This window comes from Faecalimonas nexilis, from assembly GCF_059731825.1.
The window spans coordinates 3,361,012-3,381,949 of record NZ_AP029189.1; the positions used below are offsets into that span (position 1 = coordinate 3,361,012).

At 52.1% G+C, this 20,938-nt stretch carries 23 protein-coding genes and 2 pseudogenes; 24 read left to right on the forward strand and 1 reads right to left on the reverse strand.

Features of this window, described 5'->3' with window-relative positions:
* Window positions 1–23 precede the first annotated feature (23 nt).
* The 13 genes and pseudogenes from AC6I5B_RS16610 to AC6I5B_RS16670 all read left to right on the forward strand — a co-directional run.
* Window positions 24–578, forward strand: a pseudogene (locus tag AC6I5B_RS16610) (type IV secretory system conjugative DNA transfer family protein); the annotation flags it as partial.
* The gene (locus AC6I5B_RS16615) at window positions 565–735 is read left to right on the forward strand and encodes a hypothetical protein (protein WP_002569167.1); all 171 of its coding nucleotides are present in this window, start codon (window positions 565–567) and stop codon (window positions 733–735) included. The pseudogene AC6I5B_RS16610 and the gene AC6I5B_RS16615, both read left to right, overlap by 14 nt.
* Window positions 736–1,152: 417 nt before the next feature.
* Window positions 1,153–1,293, forward strand: a complete 141-nt coding sequence (locus AC6I5B_RS16620) for a Maff2 family mobile element protein (RefSeq protein ID WP_002586628.1) — start codon at window positions 1,153–1,155, stop codon at window positions 1,291–1,293.
* Between the two features lie 177 nt (window positions 1,294–1,470).
* Entirely contained in the window at window positions 1,471–1,794 is a 324-nt protein-coding gene (locus tag AC6I5B_RS16625) for a PadR family transcriptional regulator (protein WP_055247170.1), read from the forward strand.
* A complete protein-coding gene (locus tag AC6I5B_RS16630; protein WP_055247169.1) occupies window positions 1,791–2,375 on the forward strand; it encodes a DUF2812 domain-containing protein in 585 nt (194 codons plus the stop codon). The genes AC6I5B_RS16625 and AC6I5B_RS16630 overlap by 4 nt, the downstream gene beginning before the upstream one ends.
* Before the next feature lie 157 nt (window positions 2,376–2,532).
* Window positions 2,533–2,976 (forward strand): RNA polymerase sigma factor, encoded by a 444-nt coding sequence (locus AC6I5B_RS16635; RefSeq protein WP_215665635.1) that lies wholly within the window; start codon window positions 2,533–2,535, stop codon window positions 2,974–2,976.
* A 55-nt stretch (window positions 2,977–3,031) separates the two neighbouring features.
* On the forward strand, window positions 3,032–3,169 hold the full coding sequence (locus AC6I5B_RS16640) for a helix-turn-helix domain-containing protein (RefSeq protein ID WP_497773776.1): 138 nt from the start codon (window positions 3,032–3,034) through the stop codon (window positions 3,167–3,169).
* Between the two features lie 582 nt (window positions 3,170–3,751).
* Window positions 3,752–4,150, forward strand: coding sequence for a plasmid mobilization protein (locus tag AC6I5B_RS16645; RefSeq protein ID WP_025486349.1), 399 nt, complete (start codon window positions 3,752–3,754; stop codon window positions 4,148–4,150).
* A complete protein-coding gene (locus AC6I5B_RS16650) occupies window positions 4,122–5,744 on the forward strand; it encodes a relaxase/mobilization nuclease domain-containing protein (RefSeq protein ID WP_373131020.1) in 1,623 nt (540 codons plus the stop codon). The genes AC6I5B_RS16645 and AC6I5B_RS16650 overlap by 29 nt, the downstream gene beginning before the upstream one ends.
* Window positions 5,745–5,928: 184 nt before the next feature.
* Window positions 5,929–6,141, forward strand: coding sequence for a hypothetical protein (locus AC6I5B_RS16655; RefSeq protein WP_005927784.1), 213 nt, complete (start codon window positions 5,929–5,931; stop codon window positions 6,139–6,141).
* On the forward strand, window positions 6,131–6,880 hold the full coding sequence (locus tag AC6I5B_RS16660) for a phage replisome organizer N-terminal domain-containing protein (RefSeq protein WP_373131021.1): 750 nt from the start codon (window positions 6,131–6,133) through the stop codon (window positions 6,878–6,880). Before AC6I5B_RS16655 ends, AC6I5B_RS16660 begins: the two co-directional genes overlap by 11 nt.
* On the forward strand, window positions 6,877–7,731 hold the full coding sequence (locus AC6I5B_RS16665; RefSeq protein WP_497773464.1) for an ATP-binding protein: 855 nt from the start codon (window positions 6,877–6,879) through the stop codon (window positions 7,729–7,731). The genes AC6I5B_RS16660 and AC6I5B_RS16665 overlap by 4 nt, the downstream gene beginning before the upstream one ends.
* Entirely contained in the window at window positions 7,728–7,925 is a 198-nt protein-coding gene (locus AC6I5B_RS16670; RefSeq protein WP_009320846.1) for a transposon-encoded TnpW family protein, read from the forward strand. Before AC6I5B_RS16665 ends, AC6I5B_RS16670 begins: the two co-directional genes overlap by 4 nt.
* A gap of 62 nt (window positions 7,926–7,987) precedes the next feature.
* Here the strand turns inward: AC6I5B_RS16670 and AC6I5B_RS16675 are convergent, their stop codons facing one another.
* Window positions 7,988–8,527, reverse strand: coding sequence for a DUF3795 domain-containing protein (locus tag AC6I5B_RS16675; protein WP_055246193.1), 540 nt, complete (start codon window positions 8,525–8,527; stop codon window positions 7,988–7,990).
* 214 nt (window positions 8,528–8,741) lie between these two features.
* Between AC6I5B_RS16675 and AC6I5B_RS16680 the strand changes: the two genes are divergently transcribed.
* From AC6I5B_RS16680 to AC6I5B_RS16730, 11 genes and pseudogenes are all read left to right on the forward strand, one after another.
* The gene (locus tag AC6I5B_RS16680) at window positions 8,742–10,352 is read left to right on the forward strand and encodes a recombinase family protein (RefSeq protein WP_497773465.1); all 1,611 of its coding nucleotides are present in this window, start codon (window positions 8,742–8,744) and stop codon (window positions 10,350–10,352) included.
* Window positions 10,353–10,442: 90 nt separating this feature from the next.
* Window positions 10,443–10,535 (forward strand): annotated as a pseudogene (locus tag AC6I5B_RS16685) (Maff2 family mobile element protein); the annotation flags it as partial.
* A 19-nt stretch (window positions 10,536–10,554) separates the two neighbouring features.
* Window positions 10,555–11,424: a VirB6/TrbL-like conjugal transfer protein, CD1112 family gene (locus AC6I5B_RS16690; RefSeq protein ID WP_015524262.1), complete on the forward strand. Its 870-nt coding sequence runs from the start codon at window positions 10,555–10,557 to the stop codon at window positions 11,422–11,424.
* Window positions 11,425–11,601: 177 nt separating this feature from the next.
* A complete protein-coding gene (locus AC6I5B_RS16695) occupies window positions 11,602–12,003 on the forward strand; it encodes a PrgI family protein (protein WP_002569171.1) in 402 nt (133 codons plus the stop codon).
* Window positions 11,954–14,392 (forward strand): VirB4-like conjugal transfer ATPase, CD1110 family, encoded by a 2,439-nt coding sequence (locus tag AC6I5B_RS16700; protein WP_002569172.1) that lies wholly within the window; start codon window positions 11,954–11,956, stop codon window positions 14,390–14,392. The genes AC6I5B_RS16695 and AC6I5B_RS16700 overlap by 50 nt, the downstream gene beginning before the upstream one ends.
* On the forward strand, window positions 14,389–15,348 hold the full coding sequence (locus AC6I5B_RS16705; RefSeq protein WP_002569173.1) for a DNA-methyltransferase: 960 nt from the start codon (window positions 14,389–14,391) through the stop codon (window positions 15,346–15,348). Before AC6I5B_RS16700 ends, AC6I5B_RS16705 begins: the two co-directional genes overlap by 4 nt.
* A gap of 35 nt (window positions 15,349–15,383) precedes the next feature.
* Window positions 15,384–17,453 carry a C40 family peptidase gene (locus AC6I5B_RS16710; protein ID WP_002569174.1) on the forward strand — a complete coding sequence of 690 codons (2,070 nt, stop codon included), beginning with the start codon at window positions 15,384–15,386 and terminating at the stop codon, window positions 17,451–17,453.
* 34 nt (window positions 17,454–17,487) lie between these two features.
* A complete protein-coding gene (locus tag AC6I5B_RS16715) occupies window positions 17,488–17,766 on the forward strand; it encodes a DUF4315 family protein (protein WP_002569175.1) in 279 nt (92 codons plus the stop codon).
* The gene (locus AC6I5B_RS16720; RefSeq protein WP_002569176.1) at window positions 17,759–18,460 is read left to right on the forward strand and encodes a DUF4366 domain-containing protein; all 702 of its coding nucleotides are present in this window, start codon (window positions 17,759–17,761) and stop codon (window positions 18,458–18,460) included. The genes AC6I5B_RS16715 and AC6I5B_RS16720 overlap by 8 nt, the downstream gene beginning before the upstream one ends.
* Window positions 18,457–18,645, forward strand: coding sequence for a hypothetical protein (locus AC6I5B_RS16725; protein WP_002569177.1), 189 nt, complete (start codon window positions 18,457–18,459; stop codon window positions 18,643–18,645). The genes AC6I5B_RS16720 and AC6I5B_RS16725 overlap by 4 nt, the downstream gene beginning before the upstream one ends.
* A gap of 15 nt (window positions 18,646–18,660) precedes the next feature.
* On the forward strand, window positions 18,661–20,751 hold the full coding sequence (locus AC6I5B_RS16730) for a DNA topoisomerase 3 (protein ID WP_002569178.1): 2,091 nt from the start codon (window positions 18,661–18,663) through the stop codon (window positions 20,749–20,751).
* Window positions 20,752–20,938: the final 187 nt, after the last annotated feature.

The window sequence follows — 20,938 nt, forward strand, 5'->3', positions numbered from 1 at the left end:
CAGAGGCTTACCTATCGCTATTCGGGCAAATCCCCAAATTTGAGAAACTAATCGCAACCATACGGAGCCGGGAAATCTCCGCGTCAATCATCTTGCAGAGCCAGTCACAGCTAAAGGCAATCTACAAGGACAACGCCGATACCATAGTCGGCAACTGCGACACCACGCTTTTCTTGGGCGGCAAGGAAAAAACCACGCTCAAAGAAATATCGGAGATTTTAGGCAAGGAAACGATAGACAGCTTCAACACTTCCGAAACAAGGGGGCGGGAGCTTTCGCATGGGCTGAACTATCAGAAATTGGGAAAGCAGCTTATGACGGAAGATGAAATCGCAGTCATGGACGGAGGGAAATGTATCTTGCAGCTACGCGGGGTGCGCCCGTTCTTTTCGGACAAATTCGACATAACGAAACACCCGAAATACAAGTACCTATCCGACGCAGACCCGAAGAACGCCTTTGACATGGAAAAGCACCTTAAACGCCGCCCCGCCATTGTCAAGCCCGACGAGGTTTTTGACTATTACGAGATTGACGCAGCAGACTTACAGGAGGACGCAGACCATGAGGAAACGTAGCGCAGAGGAAAAACAAAAGCAGCTTGAACGGTTTTTAATGAATGTTGCGGAAGCCGCCGACGCTGCATTATGGGAGTATTGGCGGGAAAAGGAAGCGGAACACCGCCGTTTTGCAACGGAGTATGTCACGCGCCGGGGGCTTATCCCTCAACAGTGACAGCATGGCAGACCGCCGGGGAGGGGGGGACAGGGGAAGCTACACTTCCCCTACGCTGCCTTGCGGCAGCTACCCCTTTGTGAACTTGCGGGAAGCGAACACCTTGCTATGCAAGCTATTCACTTCCCGCAAGTCTGAATAATACCCGTCCGGCAGCACAGCGGGACACCGAAAGGAGGAATCGAAGCAATCACATATATCAATATCGGCTACATGATACGCGCCCCTACTTTCCGGCGCAGCACACAGCGGCAGGAGCCGCACCCCCCTACAACTGAATACCGCCGCGCCGCAGAACTTACGCAGCGCGGGGACAGCCGCCTTTACCAGAGGGCGGTTTTTTTATGCGGCGGCATACGCTGACCGCCTTTTGTCCGCTTGCCGGACAGCCGCAGACGCGGCAGAAAGGATTTATTTATGGCATTTTTCAATAGCGCAGTAGACGTTTTGCAGACCCTTGTTGTAGCACTTGGAGCCGGGCTTGGTATCTGGGGCGTTATCAATCTCATGGAGGGCTACGGCAACGACAATCCGGGCGCGAATGCTCATGTGCGGTAAAGAAGCTAAACCAAGACAAAGGCAGCCAAGGCTACCGCTATACCGTATAAGAATGGAGCAGTAACACCAAGATGTTGCTGCTTCATTTTCATATTTCCAAATTTCTTTGAACGCTGTTGACTTCTATTACGGTTAGTGATATATTTATTACAGTAACCGTAACAAGGAGGATAAACAATGCGTGATAATATGAAAGGTGGTGCGCTTACAGAAGTGACATTTTACATTTTACTTTCTCTCTATGCTCCAAAACATGGATATGCTGTCATGCAATTTATCGAAGAAAAAACAGGTGGGCGGCTTTCATTGGGAGCAGGCACTTTGTATGGTGCGCTAAACTCTTTGCAGGAAAAGAAATGGATTAAGCCTTGCGGAGATTGTGAAGGTAGAAAAAAAGAATACATCATTACCTCACTGGGAAAAGAAGTTGCGAAAAAAGAACTTGTAAGGCTTAATGAACTTGTAGAGGTTGCAAGTGGAATTATTGGAGGTACAGTATGAGAAAAAAATGTTATCATTTTTTTGGTGGTCTGTTGAATGCACAGGCGAATTGGCTGAATAAAATGTCGGAGAAGGGCTATCGTCTTATTCGAGCGGGGAAAATGTTATATGAGTTTGAAGAATGTAAACCTAATGAAGTAAAATACTGTGTAGAATTTATCGGAGAAAAATCGAAAGAGAATGCAAAAGATTATTCCCTCTTTTTGGAAGATATGGGCTATAAGGTATTTTTCAAAAATATCAATCTTAACTATTCTGTCGGTAAGGTGCGTTGGCGTCCATGGGCTGAAAAAGGCGGACGCATTGCGACCAACACTACAACCTTCAACCGTGAATTGTTGATTGTAGAAAAAGAGAATGATGGAAAGCCGTTTGAACTTCATACTTCCTATGAGGACAAGGAAAACTATTACAGAAATCTGCGTAATCCATGGTTGTTGATACTGCTTATGTTTGCAATATTTGCAGTTATAAATCATTCGATTGTTTTTGGTGTGCTTGCTTTGATTTCTCTGATTCCCGTTCTTGTATATCAAATACAAATCATGCACAACAGACAAGAAGCAAAAACACAAGAATGATAATATAAATAGCAAATCCAGCCGAGCCAGTCAACCGCAAGTGAATGGGCTGCGCCCACCGTTGACAGCCCCGTCTGTCCTTGCTGGTGGGTAATCAAGGGGCGACAGCAAAAAGTGCTGCCGCCCTTTCCCATAATCGAAGAAAGGGGGATTTTCCGTGACTGAATACGAAGCCTATCAAGAACATATCCGCTATACCCATGATACCTATTGCCGGATTGTTATTCGCCATGCGTCCTTTGACGCTGCCCGTATGCTGGCAGCGAGGTGGAGACGGGAAATCTCCCTTGAATACTTGACCGAAGAAAAGTTTGTCCCATTAAGCACCACAGACGAGTATTTTCAAGTGCCGGACTATGGCGAAACTTATCCGTTTTCTGTCCGAGGGCAGACGATACTTTTAGATAGCTGTTCTCTTGCGGCTGCTCTTGCCCGATTGCCGGAACAGACACAGGAGGAAATCTTTTTGTATTACTTCCAGCACTTGACACAGAAAGAAATCGGAGAACAATGCGGCTGGACACGCAGCACAATCGGGCGGCATATCCAGCTTGCCTTGAAGCGGCTGAAAGAAGAAATGGAGGTGCTGTCCTCTGAGTAACCGACTTCTCCCCTATGACACGATTATAAAGGCACATGAGGGCGACCCCATAGCGATACAAGCTGTCCTTGACCGCTACGCCGGATATATCCGCTACTTTTCCAAAATGAACGGCTATTATAACTCTGATATGGAGGACTACATCAAAACAAAGCTGATTGAAAGCCTGTTCAAGTTCCGGCCTGACCGATAACATAAAAACTGAATATCCCGCCGCCCCGCAGCAGCACATGAAGCAGTAAATCCGAAAAAGATTTGCTGCTTTTTTTGCGCCCATTTTTGGCAAATTTCCAAAAGTTCCGTATTAGACATTGAAGCTAAAAAGGCTGCCATTTTTTTAGACAGCGGGCAAAACGCAGCTTCCGAAACGCCTTATTGTCGGGAAAGACCGAGCCGCCGGAAAAGTTCTTGCCGGAAAGTCCGTCATTTTTGCTTTTTGCGGTGTTGTAGGGAGTAAGAGGAAGAACGCCAGCCCGCAGCCTTTTATAAAAAAGCTGGTTATAGATTTTCTGAAAAAGTGGCAGTAGGAAGTGAACGGCAGTCCGGCAGTTTCTTAGAGCAAGATTCTACCGCAGTACCAAAATTCGCTTTTCGCTCATTTTGCCCCTGCGGGAATCTTGTTGGGGAGTGCCTTCCCCAAACCCTGCTTATGCGGCTTGCGCCGCTTAAAAATCCCTCAAAATATTTTTTCGGATTTTTCAAAAACAGTTCCGCTTCACACCCCGTTTTTCTCCTATTAGTGAGAGGACACCACGCACAGAAAGGAGGTTTTACCATGCGAAAACGATACAACACACCGCACCGCAGCCGGGTAGTCAAAACACGCATGACCGAGGAAGAATACGCCGAGTTTGCCCAGCGGCTTTCTGCTTACAACATGAGCCAAGCCGAGTTTATCCGGCAAGCCATAACCGGGGCAGCCATACGCCCCATCATAACCGTTTCCCCCGTCAATGACGAGCTACTTGCCGCTGTCGGGAAGCTGACCGCCGAATACGGCAGGATCGGCGGCAACTTAAACCAGATAGCCCGGACGCTGAACGAGTGGCACAGTCCCTATCCGCAGCTTGCCGGGGAAGTACGGGCGGCGGTTTCCGACCTTGCTGCCCTAAAGTTTGAAGTCTTACAGAAAGTGGGTGACGCTGTTGGCAACATTCAAACATATCAGCTCTAAAAATGCCGACTATGGCGCAGCGGAAGCCTACCTCACATTTGAGCATGACGAGTTTACCATGAAGCCCACCCTTGATGAAAACGGGCGGCTGATACCGAGGGAGGATTACCGCATTTCTTCCCTCAACTGCGGGGGCGGGGATTTCGCTGTTGCCTGTATGCGAGCCAATCTCCGCTATGAGAAAAACCAAAAACGGGAAGATGTGAAAAGCCACCACTATATCATTTCCTTTGACCCACGGGACGGGACAGACAACGGCTTGACCGTAGACCGGGCGCAGGAGTTGGGCGAGCAGTTCTGTAAAGAGCATTTTCCCGGACACCAAGCCCTTGTATGCACCCACCCGGACGGGCATAACCACAGCGGCAATATCCATGTGCATATCGTCATCAACTCCCTGCGGATTTATGAAGTCCCGCTTCTGCCCTACATGGACAGACCAGCCGATACACGGGAGGGCTGCAAGCACCGCTGCACCAACGCCGCTATGGAATATTTCAAGAGTGAAGTCATGGAGATGTGCCACCGGGAGGGGCTTTACCAAATCGACCTCTTGAACGGCAGCAAGGAACGGATAACGGAACGGGAATACTGGGCGGCAAAGAAAGGGCAGCTTGCCCTTGATAAAGAGAACGCCGCCAGAGAAGCCGCCGGACAGCCGACCAAGCCCACCAAGTTTGAAACGGACAAGGCGAAGCTGCGCCGGACGATACGGCAGGCATTTTCCCAAGCTACCAGCTTTGACGAGTTTTCTTCCCTTTTGCTGCGGGAGGGTGTGACCGTCAAGGAGAGCCGGGGGCGGCTTTCCTACCTCACGCCGGACAGGACAAAGCCTATCACAGCCCGGAAGCTGGGGGAAGATTTTGACAAGGCTGCTGTCCTTGCCCTGCTCACGCAGAACGCCCACAGAGCCGCCGAAAAGACCATAGCCATACCCGAATACCCACACACCCAAAAGGAACGCTTGTGGGAGGAAAAAGCCGCAAAAACCACCCCGGCAGACAACACCTTGCAGCGCATGGTTGACCGGGAAGCCAAGCGAGCCGAGGGCAAGGGCGTGGGCTATGACCGCTGGGCGGCAAAGCACAACCTAAAGCAGATGGCAGCTACCGTTACTGCCTACCAGCAATACGGCTTTTCTTCCCAGGAGAAACTGGACGAAGCCTGTTCTGCCGCCTATGCCGCTATGCAGGAAAGCCTTACAGAGCTGAAGCAGGTGGAAAAGACGCTGAACGGGAAAAAGGAGCTGCAACGGCAGGTGCTTGCCTATGCCAAGACAAGAGATGTGCGTGACGGATTGAAAAAGCAGAAAACCGATAAGGCACGCAAAGCCTACCGGGAAAAGCATGAAAGCGACTTTATCATAGCAGACGCAGCCGCCCGCTATTTCAGGGAGAACGGCATTTCCAAGCTGCCAAGTTATAAAGCCCTACAAGCCGAGATTGAAAGCCTTATCCAAGAGAAAAACAGCGGCTACAACGATTACCGGGCAAAACGGGAGGAATACCGCCGCTTACAGACTGTCAAGGGCAATATCAACCAGATTTTACGCCGGGAACGCAAGCCTGTGAAAAGGCAGGAACAGGAGCGATAAAAACCACCCCAAAATGTACCCGAACCCATACAGAACAAGGGGGCTGCCCCGTACCCTATCCGCAATACCAAAGGGTTTTTTAACGGGCTTACAGGGCAGAAAAACCCCGAAAATGATACCGAGATGATACAGAATTACCGCCGATACCGCCACACCAGCGGAAACGGCAGAAAGGAGCGCACCCATGCCAAGAATGAGCAAGAAACGGCGGCTGGAATGGTCTTTTTTCCTGCGGCAAGTAAAAGTCGGGAATACCACCTGCGACCGTATCACATACAACGACCTCTGCCGGGGCTGTACCCATAGCTGCAAACAGAGCTTCCGGGCGGTTATCATACTCTGCCCCCGCTACTACTCCAAACGCCGGAAAAAGGAGGACAGGGACAATGGCAGATAACCGCAAGTATTACTACCTCAAGCTGAAAGAGAACTTTTTTGACAGCGACTCCATTGTGCTGCTGGAAGATATGAAAGACGGGATTTTATATTCTAATATCCTCTTGAAGCTGTACTTAAAGTCGCTGAAAAACGGCGGGAAGTTGCAGCTTGACGAGCATATCCCCTACACAGCGCAGATGATAGCGACACTGACCCGCCACCAGATAGGGACGGTTGAAAGGGCTTTAGAGATTTTCCGGCAGTTGGGGCTTGTGGAGCAGCTTGACAGCGGGACTTTCTATATGACCGACATTGAGCTGATGATAGGACAGTCCTCTACCGAAGCCGAAAGGAAACGGGCTGCAAGGCTCGAAAACAAGGCACTTTTACCGTCCCGGACAAAAGGCGGACATTTGTCCGACATTCGTCCACCAGAGATAGAGATAGAGTTAGAGAAAGAGATAAAGATAGAAAAAGAGAGAGAGGGAGAAACGGGACACCCCGCCCCCGCCGCTTATGGCAGATACAACAATGTGATACTGACCGATACAGAGCTTTCCGGGTTGAAAACAGAGCTGCCCGACAAGTGGGAGTATTATATTGACCGGCTTTCCTGCCATATCGCTTCCACCGGGAAGCAGTACCACAGCCATGCAGCCACCATTTACAAGTGGGCGCAGGAGGACGCTGCCAAAGGCAAGGCTGCCCCGAAACAGGGCATACCCGATTATTCATGCAAGGAGGGCGAGAGCTTATGAAAAACGAGATTGAAGTTATGATTACGGACATTACAGCCACTACCGCCGAAGCGGAGGACTACACAGGCGAGGACGGGCGTTTATACTGCGGCAAGTGCCATACGCCCAAAGAAGCCTACTTTGCAGAGGGAAAGACCTGTTTCGGGCGTGACCGCCACCCAACAGACTGCGACTGCCAGCGAGCAGCCCGTGAAAAGCAGCAAGCCGCCGAAAGCCGACAGAAGCACCTTGAAAAAGTGGAGGACTTGAAACGCCGGGGCTTTACCGACCCCGCTATGCGGAACTGGACATTTGAGCATGACAACGGCAGAAACCCACAGACCGAAACTGCCCGCTTTTATGTGGAGAGCTGGGAAACCATGCAGGCTGAAAATATCGGCTACCTGTTTTGGGGCGGCGTGGGGACAGGAAAAAGCTACCTTGCCGCCTGTATCGCCAACGCCCTTATGGAGAAAGAGGTTGCCGTCTGTATGACAAACTTTGCAACCATACTCAATGACCTTGCCGCCAGCTTTGATGGCAGGAACGAATATATTTCCCGCCTTTGCAGCTACCCCCTGCTGATACTTGATGATTTTGGTATGGAGCGAGGAACAGAATACGGGCTGGAACAGGTTTACAGCGTGATTGACAGCCGTTACCGAAGCGGCAAGCCGCTGATCGCCACGACCAACCTCACGCTGGAGGAATTGCAGTACCCGCAGGACACGCCCCATGCCCGTATCTATGACAGGCTGACTTCCATGTGCGCCCCCGTTCGCTTCACGGGCAGCAATTTCCGAAAGGAAACCGCACAGGAAAAGCTGGAACGCTTAAAGCAACTGATGAAGCAGCGAAAGGAGAGCCTATGACAGAAACCAAACAGACAAGCACCACCAAAACAGACCGCCGCCCGGACTGTGTAACGGAAATCCGCATGGGCAACTCCGTCCTTACCGTTTCCGGCTTCTTCAAGCAGGGCGCAACCGATACCGCAGCCGACAAGATGATGAAAGTGCTGGAAGCGGAGGCTGCTGCCGGACATACGCCACCGTTCAGCGCATAAGTGATGACATGGAAAAGCGGTCACGCCGGGGGGGCATGACCGCTGGAATATCAGTAACAACTTTATTTTTTCCGAAGTTTCAACTCAATGCCTTTTGGAGCAGCTATATCCTGCAACAGTTTTGCGATAACAGAAGCCTGTTCTTTCTTCCCCATACTTTGAAAATCCTTATCGGATTTAACTGTTTGCAAGATATTTTCAATTTCTTTAATCGTTAAGAGATTGACTGCAACACAGAATAGATTTTTTCTGCGCCCGTCATTATAGTGTGACAAGAGGAAATCCAATAATTTGCGCTTTTCTTCCTGTTCAGCATTATAGGCGGGAATCCCTATCTGGCTGGCTTTTTCCATGTCATTCATTTGATTATGATGAGTTATAAAAGAATCAAAATCATCTATATGAGCGTATTTGTCACAAGGGAAGCTGGTACACTGAAAGCAATATTCGATTTTCCCATGTTCAATACTGCACTTTGCGATTTTACAACTTTGATTATCAACGCCGCAACCGGAACAATGCCCTGCCAAATTCATAGGACATAATTTACAATTTAGACCACAAAGAGAAAGGTACTGATTGTTACGGACAAACCCTTTCATTGTCACACCCCCCTTGTATTGATTAGCTCCATTTTACCATAAGAACAAGAGTTTTTCTACTATGCAATCCCAATCATCTGCTACACAAAAAACGGCGATTTGACCGACCATAAAGAAGCAGATTTGACGCTTTTGCCGCTATACAGACAGCCGCCCCATGTGGTACAATCAAGGTACGGAATAGTGGGGCTGGCTGTCGGAAACGGAGAATTTTATGTTAAGACAGACCAACCAACAACCAATTACCGCCCTTTACCCAAGACTTTCCCATGAGGACGAGCTGCAAGGCGAGAGCAATTCCATTTCCAATCAGAAGCGTATCCTTGAAACCTATGCAAAGCAGAACGGCTTTTCGAATCTGCGCTGGTACACGGACGACGGTTATTCTGGTGCGAACTTTCAAAGACCCGGTTTTCAAGCCATGCTTGCGGACATTGAAGCCGGAAAAGTCGGGACAGTTATCGTAAAGGATATGTCGAGATTAGGGCGAAACTACCTGCAAGTGGGAATGTACACAGAAATGATTTTCCCACAGAAAGGTGTCCGCTTCATCGCTATCAATGACGGAGTGGACAGCGCACAGGGCGACAATGACTTTGCCCCGCTGCGGAATATCTTTAACGAATGGCTGGTGAGAGATACGAGCAAGAAAATCAAAGCAGTGAAACGCTCAAAAGGTATGAGTGGCAAGCCCATCACAAGCAAGCCTGTGTATGGCTACCTCATGGACGAGGACGAAAATTTCATTATTGACGAGGAAGCTGCACCCGTAGTCAAGCAGATATACAACTTCTGCCTTGCCGGGAACGGTCCGACCAAGATAGCCCGTATGCTCACAGAGCAGCAAATCCCCACGCCGGGGACGCTGGAATACCGCAGGACGGGCAGCACCCGCCGCTACCACCCCGGCTATGAGTGCAAGTGGGCAACCAATACCGTTGTGCATATCCTTGAAAACCGGGAATACACGGGCTGTCTGGTAAACTTCAAGACGGAAAAACTCTCTTACAAAGTCAAGCATAGCGTAGAAAACCCGGAGGAAAAGCAAGCGATATTCGAGAACCACCACGAGCCTATCATAGACACCCAAACATGGGAACGGGTGCAGGAGCTTCGCAAGCAGCGCAAACGCCCCAACCGCTATGATGAAGTGGGCTTGTTCTCCGGCATACTGTTCTGTGCGGACTGCGGCAGCGTCATGTATCAGCAGCGATACCAGACGGACAAGCGCAAGCAGGACTGTTATATCTGCGGCAACTACAAGAAACGCACCCATGACTGTACGGCGCACTTTATCCGCACCGACCTCTTGACCGCTGGTGTACTATCCAATCTGCGGAAAGTGACCAGCTATGCGGCAAAGCATGAAGCTCGGTTTATAAAGCTCTTGATTGAGCAGAACGAGGACGGGGGCAAGCGCAGGAACGCCGCCAAGAAAAAGGAACTGGAAGCCGCCGAGAAACGCATAGCCGAGTTATCCGCTATCTTCAAGCGGCTTTATGAGGACAGCGTGACCGGGCGCATATCAGACGAGCGTTTCACAGAGCTGTTGGCAGACTATGAAGCGGAGCAACGGGAACTGAAAGAAAGAGCCGCCGCTATCCAAGCGGAGCTTTCCAAAGCACAGGAAGCCACCGTGAACGCAGAAAAGTTTATGAATGTTGTCCGGCGGCATACCAGCTTTGAAGAACTTACCCCTACTCTGCTGCGGGAGTTTGTAGAGAAAATCGTTGTGCATGAGTGCAGCTATGACGAGAACAAGACCCGCAGACAGGACATTGAGATTTATTATTCTTTTGTTGGCAAGGTGGACTTGCCCGAATAACCGCCCGACCTATCCGACACAAGAGCTAAGTGCCGGATAGGAACGGCAAAATTTTTTACACTTCTATTGCTTCTTTATCACACATAAGTAAAGAGCCAGGGCATGAAGCAGCTTATGGCGGGCGGCGGCGTTGCCCTTATCGGCATGACCCTTGTACCGCTGCTTTCCGGCTTGTTCGGTTAAGAAGCGCGGGTAAAGGCTTATGCAGAGCATACTTGACGCGATTAACGAATGGATAAAGGAAATCCTCATAGGAGCCATAAACGATAATCTGTCAACTATGTTCGGGGACGTAAACGAGAAAGTCGGCACTATCGCCGCAGAGGTAGGGCAGACCCCGCAAGGGTGGAACGCAAATATATTCTCCATGATACAGACCCTTAGTGAGAATGTAATCGTACCCATTGCGGGGCTTGTCATTACCTACGTCCTATGCTATGAGCTTATCAGCATGGTAACGGAAAAGAACAATATGCACGACGTTGACACTTCCATGTTCTTCAAGTGGGTGTTCAAGGCGTTTGTGGCAGTCTACCTTGTGACGCACACCTTTGACATCACTATGGCGGTGTTCGATATGGCGCAGCACGTTGTTTCCGGCGCGGCGGGGGTAATCGGCGGCAGCACAGAGATTGATGTTGCCGCCGCCCTTGCTTCCATGCAGGACGGGCTTGACGCTATGGAAATCCCCGAACTGCTCTTACTTGTCATGGAAACAAGCCTTGTGAGCTTGTGCATGAAAATCATGTCCGTACTGATAACCGTTATCCTCTACGGGCGCATGATAGAGATTTACCTTTACTGTTCGGTATCGCCTATCCCGTTTGCAACAATGACGAACCGGGAATGGGGGCAGATAGGAAACAACTACCTCAAATCCCTGTTCGCTATCGGTTTTCAAGGCTTCCTCATTATGATATGCGTCGGCATTTACGCGGTTCTGGTAAACAACATGATAATAGCGGACAATCTGCACAGCGCGATATTCTCCCTTGCAGCCTATACCGTTATCCTCTGTTTCTCCCTGTTCAAATCCGGCGCACTGGCGAAGTCGATATTCTCCGCGCATTAGCGGCGTGTCAAGGGCAGGGTGGAGATTTTCAGAGCGAAGCGGCGAAAATACGACCCGACCTTGACGCGGATAACCCCCATATAATACGGGCGGGCAAAGGGCATAGATTGACCTTTGCCTTGATTACCCTTATGGGAAGTTACAGCAACACCAAACCCAGAGAAAGGAGGTTTTCACTTGGCGTATGTACCCGTACCCAAAGACTTATCCAAAGTCAAGACAAAAGTAGCGTTCAACCTTACCAAACGGCAGATTGTATGTTTTGCGGCGGCTCTCCTGTTCGGCTTGCCGCTTTTCTTTCTGCTCAAAGACAGCACAGGCACAAGCCTTGCGTCTATGGCTATGATTGCCGTCATGCTGCCCTGTTTCCTCTTTGCCATGTATGAGAAGCATGGACAGCCCCTTGAAGTGGTGGTGAAGAACATCATTCAGACGAAATTCATAGCCCCCAAAGAACGACCATACAGGACAGACAACTTTTATTCCGTCTTAGAACGGCAGAGAAAACTTGAAAAGGAGGTATCAGCGATTGCAAAAGGAAACACGAAGAAACAGCGCGGCGGGAAGCGCAAAGCCTAACCCGCCCCGCAAGCTCACCCGCGCCGAGAAAAAGCAGATTGCGGAAATCATCAGACAGGCAAAGGGCGACGGGAAAGCGCACACCGCGCAGCAGACAATCCCTTATATCCAGATGTACCCGGACGGTATCTGCAAGGTTACGGGACGGAAATACTCAAAGACCGTCGCCTTTGAAGATATTAACTATCAGCTTGCACAGGCAGACGACAAGACCGCCATTTTTGAGAACTGGTGCGACTTCCTCAACTACTTTGACGCTTCCGTTTCGGTGCAGCTCTCTTTCATCAATCAGGGGACGCAGCGCGGCGAAGCGGAAAAGGCGGTCAATATCCCGGCACAGGAGGACGCTTTCAATTCTATCCGCACAGAATACCGGGATATGCTGAAAAACCAGCTTGCAAAGGGCAACAACGGGCTTGTCAAAGCAAAATATATCACCTTTGCCATTGAAGCCGACAGTCTGGGCGCGGCGAAATCCCGCCTTGCCCGTATCGAAACGGACGTACTCAACAACTTTAAGCTCTTGGGCGTGTCTGCCCGCCCCATGACAGGCTATGAACGCCTTAAAATGCTGCATGGCATTTTCCACCCGGAGGGCGGGCAGTTTGCCTTTGATTTTTCATGGCTTGCCCCGTCCGGGCTTTCCACAAAGGACTTTATCGCCCCGTCCTCTTTCCGTTTTGGCGAGGGGCGGTATTTCCGCATGGGGCGCAAAATCGGCGCGGTTTCATTCCTTGAAATCCTTGCGCCGGAATTAAACGACCGTATCTTATCTGACATTCTGGACTTGGAAACGGGCGTTATCGTCAATCTGCATATCCACAGTATCGACCAGACCGAAGCCATAAAGACAATCAAGCGGAAAATCACCGACCTTGACAAAATGAAAATCGAAGAACAGAAAAAAGCGGTACGCAGCGGCTACGACATGGATATAATCCCGTCCGACCTTGCCACTTTCGGCAGCGAAGCGAAGAACCTCTTACAGGACTTGCAGAGCCGGAATGAAAGAATGTTCCTCTTGACGTTCCTTGTGGTGAACATGGCAGACACAAAAAGGAAACTGGAAAATGACGTATTCGCGGCGGCGGGCATTGCACAGAAGAACAACTGCGCCTTAACCCGCCTTGACTACCAACAGGAAGCGGGGCTTATGTCCTCTGTACCGCTTGGGGAGAACCTTATCCCCATTCAAAGAGGGCTTACCACGTCAAGCACCGCTATCTTTATCCCCTTTATCACGCAGGAGCTTTTTCAGACGGGCGCGGCTTTGTACTATGGCTTAAACGCCCTTAGTAACAACATGATACTCTGCGACCGCAAGCAGCTAAAGAACCCCAACGGCTTAATCTTGGGTACGCCGGGAAGCGGGAAATCCTTTGCCGCCAAACGGGAAATGACAAACGCTTTCCTCATTACCGACGACGACATAATTATCTGCGACCCGGAAGCAGAGTATTTTTCCCTTGTGCAGCGGCTTGACGGGCAAGTGATACGGTTATCGCCTACGGGCAAGGGCATTGACGGGAAGCCCCAGTATGTGAACCCTATGGATATTAACCTCAATTACAGCGAGGACGACAGCCCCCTTGCGCTGAAATCCGACTTTATCCTCTCCCTCTGCGAGCTTGTCATAGGCGGCAAGGAGGGCTTGCAGCCCGTCGATAAGACCGTCATTGACCGCGCTGTTAGGAACGTGTACCGCCCTTTCCTTGCAGACCCCGACCCGGAGAAAATGCCTATCTTGGGCGACCTCTACAACGAGCTTTTGAAGCAGCCGGAGCCGGAAGCGGCGCGTATCGCGGCGGCGTTGGAGCTTTATGTTTCCGGGAGCCTTAACGTCTTTAACCACAGGACGAATGTAGAGCTTTCAAACCGCCTTGTCTGCTTTGACATCAAGCAGCTTGGGAAGCAGCTCAAAAAATTAGGTATGCTCATTGTGCAGGACCAGGTATGGAACCGCGTCACCGTCAACCGGGCAGAAAGGAAATCCACCCGGTATTTTATGGACGAATTTCATCTTCTCTTGAAAGAGGAACAGACCGCCGCCTATTCCGTTGAAATCTGGAAGCGTTTCAGAAAATGGGGCGGCATACCCACAGCAATCACGCAGAACGTCAAAGATTTGCTTGCTTCCCGCGAAGTGGAGAATATCTTTGAAAACTCTGATTTTGTCCTCATGCTCAATCAGGCGGCGGGCGACCGGGCTATCCTTGCAAAGCAGCTCAACATCTCCCCGCAGCAGATGAAGTATGTCACCCACACCGAAGCGGGCGAGGGGCTTATCTTCTACGGGAACGTGGTGCTGCCCTTTGTAGACCGCTTCCCGAAAGACACCGAGCTTTACCGGGTAATGACGACGAAGCCGGAGGAAGTGGGCGAAGCATGAACGGGCTGAAAACTGACACAATCATCAACCGGGACGCGCTCTATGCCTTGCGGGAGCTTCCAGAGGAAAGCGTACACTGTTGCGTCACAAGCCCGCCCTACTATGCGCTTAGGGATTACGGGCTTGATATGCAGATTGGGCGGGAGGACACGCCGGAGCAGTACATTGACAGGCTGACCGAGGTTTTCCGCGAGCTGCGCCGGGTACTGCGTTCTGACGGTACGCTCTGGCTGAATATCGCGGACACCTACTGCGGCACAGGAAATAAAGGCTACCATGCAGACCCGAAGAACCCGAAAGGCAGAAACGGACAGCAGATTGCAAGAAACAACCGCGTTTCCGGCTGCAAACAAAAGGACTTAATCGGTATCCCTTGGCTTTTAGCCTTTGCCCTACGCGCTGACGGGTGGTATTTACGGAGCGACATTATCTGGCAGAAAGAAAACCCCATGCCGGAGAGCGTGAAAGACCGCCCTACCCGCTGCTATGAACATATCTTTCTGCTTACGAAGTCAAAGAAGTATTTTTATGACGCAGCCGCCATAGCCGAGCCGTTAGCCCCCACAACGGCGGCGCGGTACCGCACCGGGCGCAGCGCGGGACAGAAATATGCGGACGAAGTACCCGGACAGGGGAACGTACAGGGGCTTAACCGGGCGCGAAGCGGCAGCTACTACGACGAAGCCCTCATGCCGACCATGCGGAACAGGCGGGACGTGTGGCTTATCAATACCGTTCCCTACAAGGGCGGGCATTTCGCCGCGTTCCCGCCAAAACTTGCCGAAACCTGTATCAAGGCGGGCTGTCCGAAAGGCGGCGTTGTGCTTGACCCCTTTTTCGGCAGCGGCACGACGGGGGCAGCCGCAAAGCAGCTTGACAGGCATTATATAGGCATTGAGATAAACGCCGAGTATTGCGCCCTTGCAAGGGCGCGGATTGGAGGGACAGACACATAAAACAATATAAGGCGCGTGAAAAAGTCACGCAGAAAATGACCCGCGAGGGGGCTGTCGAGGTAAACGCCGCTACCGGGAAAAAGAAACGTATCAGCAAGCGGATAAGGGACGCGGACTTTGCAAAGACCGAAGCCCCACCGCAGCCGGAACAGGCAGCGCAGCCCCTACCGGGCGGCGCAACTTCCCCGCCCTTAACCGACACGCCGCCGCTTCCCCATGCGCCGGGGGCAGAACGGGAACAGGACACCGCAGCAGCCGAGCGCGTCTTGGAACGTATCGACGGGGCGCGTACCAGAAAGGCGAGCAAAAAGGCGGCGAGGAAAGCACAGGCAGAAGCCACAGCAAAAGAAAAATCTTCCCGCTTGCAGTTTACCGACGAGGAACGGGCAACGCCGGAGCTTGAAAGGTATATCCGAAAATCGGACAAAGCAGCCGACCGTCTGGACGCGGCAAAGGCGGCTATCCCCAAAGAAAAGAAACTTGTACGGGAGCGCACCTTTGATGAAGCCACCGGGAAAGGCAAGACCCGCCTACATTTTGAGGAACAGGAAAAGCCCATAGGAAAGAATAAGCCCCACAATAACCCGCTATCCCGCCCCGCACAGGAAGCGGGTATTTTCGTCCACAACAAGATACATTCCGTTGAAAAGGACAATTCCGGCGTTGAGGGGGCGCACAAATCCGAAGAACTGGCAGAGCGCGGCGCAAAGTACGGGGCGCGGAAAGTCAAGGAGGGCTACCACAGCCACAAGCTCAAACCCTACCGGGCGGCGGCAAAGGCAGAGAAAGCGGCGTTCAAGGCGAATGTGGATTTTCAGTACCATAAAGCCCTGCATGACAATCCGCAGATTGCGGGCAATCCCCTTTCCCGCTTCATGCAGAAGCAGCAAATCAAGCGGCAGTATGCAAAGTCGGCAAGGAAAGGCGGCGCAAAAACGGCGCAGAAAGCCGCAGAGAACACCCGCAAGGCGGCAAAAAAGACCGCCGAGGAAACAAAAAAGGCAATCGCTTTTGTAGGGCGGCACCCGGCGGGCGTATGTATCGCCGTTGCCGCGCTACTCTTATTCATCATGGTATCGGCGGGGCTTTCCTCTTGCGGTTCCATGTTCTCCGGCTTGATGAACGGCATACTTGGGACTTCCTACACGTCGGAGGACAGCGACCTTGTGGCGACGGAGAACAATTACGCCGCAAAGGAAAACGAGCTTCAGCAGCAGATTGACAATATCGAAAGCACCCACCCCGGCTATGACGAATACCGCTATGACCTTGACAGTATCGGGCATAACCCCCATGAGTTAGCGTCCTACCTCACCGCCCTTTTACAGACCTACACCCCGCAGAGCGCACAGGCAGAGCTAAATCGCGTCTTTGCCATGCAGTACACTTTGACGCTGACAGAAGAAACGGAAATCCGCTACCGCACAGAAACAAGCACAGACCCGGAAACAGGGGAAACGACCACCGAGGAAGTACCCTACGAGTACCATATCCTCAACGTGAAGCTGACGAACAAGCCCATTTCCGAGATTGCGGAGGAACTTCTAACGCCACAGCAGCTTGAAATGTACCGCGTCTATCTGGAAACAAGCGGAAACAAACCGCTGATTTTCGGCGGCGGCTCCCCCGATATGGGCGCGTCCGAGGATTTAAGCGGCGTACAGCTTGTAAACGGCACACGCCCCGGCAACACCGCCGTTGTAGACCTTGCGAAGCGGCAAGTCGGCAACGTGGGCGGGCGACCCTTTTGGAGCTGGTACGGATTTAACAGCCGCGTGGAATGGTGCGCCTGTTTCGTTTCATGGTGCTACAATCAAGCCGGAAAGAGCGAGCCGCGCTTTGCCGGGTGCCAGTCACAGGGCGTACCCTGGTTCCAGTCACGCGGGCAATGGGGCGCGAGGGGCTATGAGAATATCGCCCCCGGCGACGCTATCTTTTTCGACTGGGACGGGGACGGGAGCGCAGACCATGTGGGGCTTGTTATCGGAACGGACGGGGAGCGCGTCTATACCGTCGAGGGCAATTCCGGCGACGCCTGCAAGATAAAGAGCTACCCCGTCAATTACTCCTGTATCAAAGGCTATGGGCTGATGAACTGGAATTAACATATTTTTGAGCAAAGAAAGGAGAAATTTATTGATGGCTATGAACAAAATTGAACGTATCGACAAAGAGATTGCAAAGACCCGCGAGAAAATCACCGAGTACCAGAACAGATTAAGGGGGCTTGAAGCGCAGAAAACCGAAGCGGAAAACCTGCAAATCGTACAGCTTGTGCGCTCCATGCGCCTTTCCCCGCATGAGCTTTCCGCTATGCTTTCCGGCGGCGGTATTCCGGGCATGGAAGCCGCGCCGGGCTACCCCGCAGAACCCGCAGACCACGACACCGAAGAAATGGAGGACACCGAGAATGAATAAGAAAATCCTTAGAACCTTGACCGCACTCTGCGCCGCCCTCATGCTGACGGGCGGCTTTTCCGTCACCGCCTTTGCACAGACCCCGGAGGGACAGGACGCGACCGACGACAGCGGCGTTGTCTATGAGGAACCCGAAAAGGAAGAACCCCTTACCCCGGACGGGAACGCGACCCTTGTAGACGATTTCGGCGGCAACAAGCAGCTTATCACAGTGACGACCAAAAACGGCAATTACTTTTATATCCTTATCGACCGGGACGACGAGGGCGAGGACACCGTACATTTCCTTAATCAAGTGGACGAAGCCGACCTTATGGCACTCATGGAGGACGGAAGCACCGAAGCAGCCCCGCCCGCCGTTTGCAGTTGCACCGATAAATGCGAAGCCGGAAAGGTAAATGTGAGCTGCCCTGTCTGCAAGGACAACATGACCGCTTGCAGCGGCAAGGAAGCGGAGCCGGAAACCGAGAAACCAACAGAGCAGCCCAAAGAGAAAGGCAATACAGGCGGGCTTGTGCTTTTCCTTGTCGTGGCACTTCTTGGCGGCGGGGGCGCGTTCTATTATTTTAAGTTTATGAAGCCAAAGCAGAACGTCAAGGGCGACACCGACCTTGAAGATTTCGATTTTGACGATTACGACGAGGACGAGGGGGACGGGCTTTCTGATGAAGAACAGGAGGACGAGGAAGCATGACGCTTTTTACCGAAAACCCTTTAGAAAAAATGATGGTACAAAGACCCACCGGGCGGCGTGACAGTGCGCCGCCCGTTCCAAAATCCCCGGCGTGTATGCGTTGCCCTTATAAGGCGCAATCCCCCTGTATCGGCTATTGTCTGAAACAGGCACAGGAGAAGAAGCACACCGCGCCGGAACGCTGAAAGGAGGATTTTTTCATGGCATTTAGACTTGTGATTGCAGAAAAGCCGAGCGTGGCGCAGACTATCGCCGCCGCGCTTGGCATTAAGGGGAAACAGGACGGGTATATCGAGGGCGGCGGCTACCTCATTTCATGGTGCGTCGGGCATTTGGTACAGCTTGCGGAAGCTGCCGCCTACGGGGAGCAATATAAAAAATGGAGTTTTGACAGCTTACCCATTCTGCCGGAGGAATGGCAGTACGCCGTTGACCCGGACAAGGGGAAGCAATTCAAAACCATTAAAGAGCTTATGCACCGCGCCGACGTTTCCGAAGTGGTAAATGCGTGTGACGCGGGGCGCGAGGGTGAATTGATTTTCCGCTTTGTCTACGAAGTGGCGGGCTGCAAGAAGCCCATGCGCCGCTTGTGGATTTCTTCAATGGAGGACGGGGCGATTAAGGCGGGCTTTGCTTCCCTCAAAGACGGGCGGGACTATGGCGCGCTCTTTGCGTCCGCCCTCTGCCGCGCAAAGGCTGACTGGCTTATCGGCATTAACGCCACCCGGCTTTTCTCCTGCCTGTATGGAAAGACCTTGAACGTGGGGCGCGTCCAGACCCCGACCTTAAAAATGCTCACCGACCGGGACGCGGCTATCTCCCATTTCCAGAAAGAAAAATATTATCATGTTCGCCTTGATTTATCCGGCGCGGACGCGGCAAGCGAAAGGATTTCGGACAAGGCAGAAGCCGACGCGCTGAAAGGGGCTTGCGAAGCGGGAAAGGCGGTATGCGTTTCCCTTACCAGAGAGAAGAAAACCGCAGCCCCGCCAAAGCTCTTTGACCTTACCTCTTTGCAGCGGGAAACGAACCGCATTTTCGGTTACACCGCAAAGCAGACCCTTGACCTTGCACAATCCCTTTATGAAAAGCGGCTCCTTACTTATCCGAGGACGGACAGCAGCTTTCTTACTGACGACATGGGCGGCACCGCAGCGGACATTATCGCGCTGCTCTGCGAAAAGCTCCCCTTTATGGCGGGCGCGGACTTCACGCCGGAGATTGCAAAGGTATTAGACAGCAAGAAAGTATCAGACCACCACGCAATCATTCCCACTATGGAGCTTGCAAAGGCTGACCCGGACGCGCTGCCGGAAAGCGAGAAGAATATCCTTACCCTTGCGGGGGCGCGTCTGCTTTTTGCCACCGCCGAGCCGCATATTTATGAAGCGGTTACGGCGGTTTTCTCATGCGCCGGGACAGACTTCACCGCAAGGGGAAAGACCGTACTTGCGGAGGGTTGGAAAGAGCTTGAACGCAGATACCGGGCGACGCTGAAAGATAAGCCCGAAGCAGAGGACGGGGAAAATGAGGGCGTGACGCTGCCGGAGCTTTCCGAGGGACAGAACTTTCCTAACCCCGCCGCAAAAGTAACGGAGCATACCACAACGCCGCCGAAGCCCCACAGCGAAGCGTCGCTTCTCTCTGCTATGGAGCGAGCCGGGAACGGGGACACCGACCCGGACGCGGAACGCCGGGGGCTTGGCACTCCCGCCACCCGCGCCGCCGTCATTGAAAAACTGGTAAAGGGCGGCTTTGCAGAGCGCAAGGGGAAGCAGCTTATCCCCACGCAGAACGGAGCCGCCCTTATATCAGTCTTGCCGGATATGCTCACTTCCCCGCAGCTTACCGCAGAATGGGAAAACAATCTGACGCAGATAGCAAAGGGAGCCGCAGACCCCGGCGAATTTCTGTCCGGCATTGAAGCTATGGCGCGGGAGCTTGTGCAGACACACGCCGCAGCACTGGACGGGAAAAAGGATTTGTTCCGGGAGGAAAAGCCCTCTGTCGGCAAATGCCCCCGTTGCGGTTCCCCCGTCCATGAGGGGAAGAAAAACTATTATTGCAGCAACAAAGAATGTGCCTTTGTCATGTGGAAGAATGACCGCTTTTTCGAGGAACGCAAGACCGCTTTTTCCGCGAAGATTGCCGCCGCGCTCCTTAAATCCGGCAAAGTGAATGTGAAGAAGCTCTATTCCCCGAAAACAGGCAAGACCTATGACGGAACTATCGTTCTGGCTGACACTGGCGGGAAATACGTCAACTACCGTATCGAAGTACAGAAGAACTAAAAACTTGAATAGCAAGCATAGGAAGCGGGTACCCACTTCCGTAAATCCCTGTCCTGCCGCTGACGCGCCGGACGGGGATTTTGCTTGTTGGGAAGTTTCCCAAACCCTCTAAAAAAATGAAAAAATTGTTGGCATAACGCACAGCCCACCGTAGTACGGGGCGAACCCCAAAAGCGCGGCGGTGCGC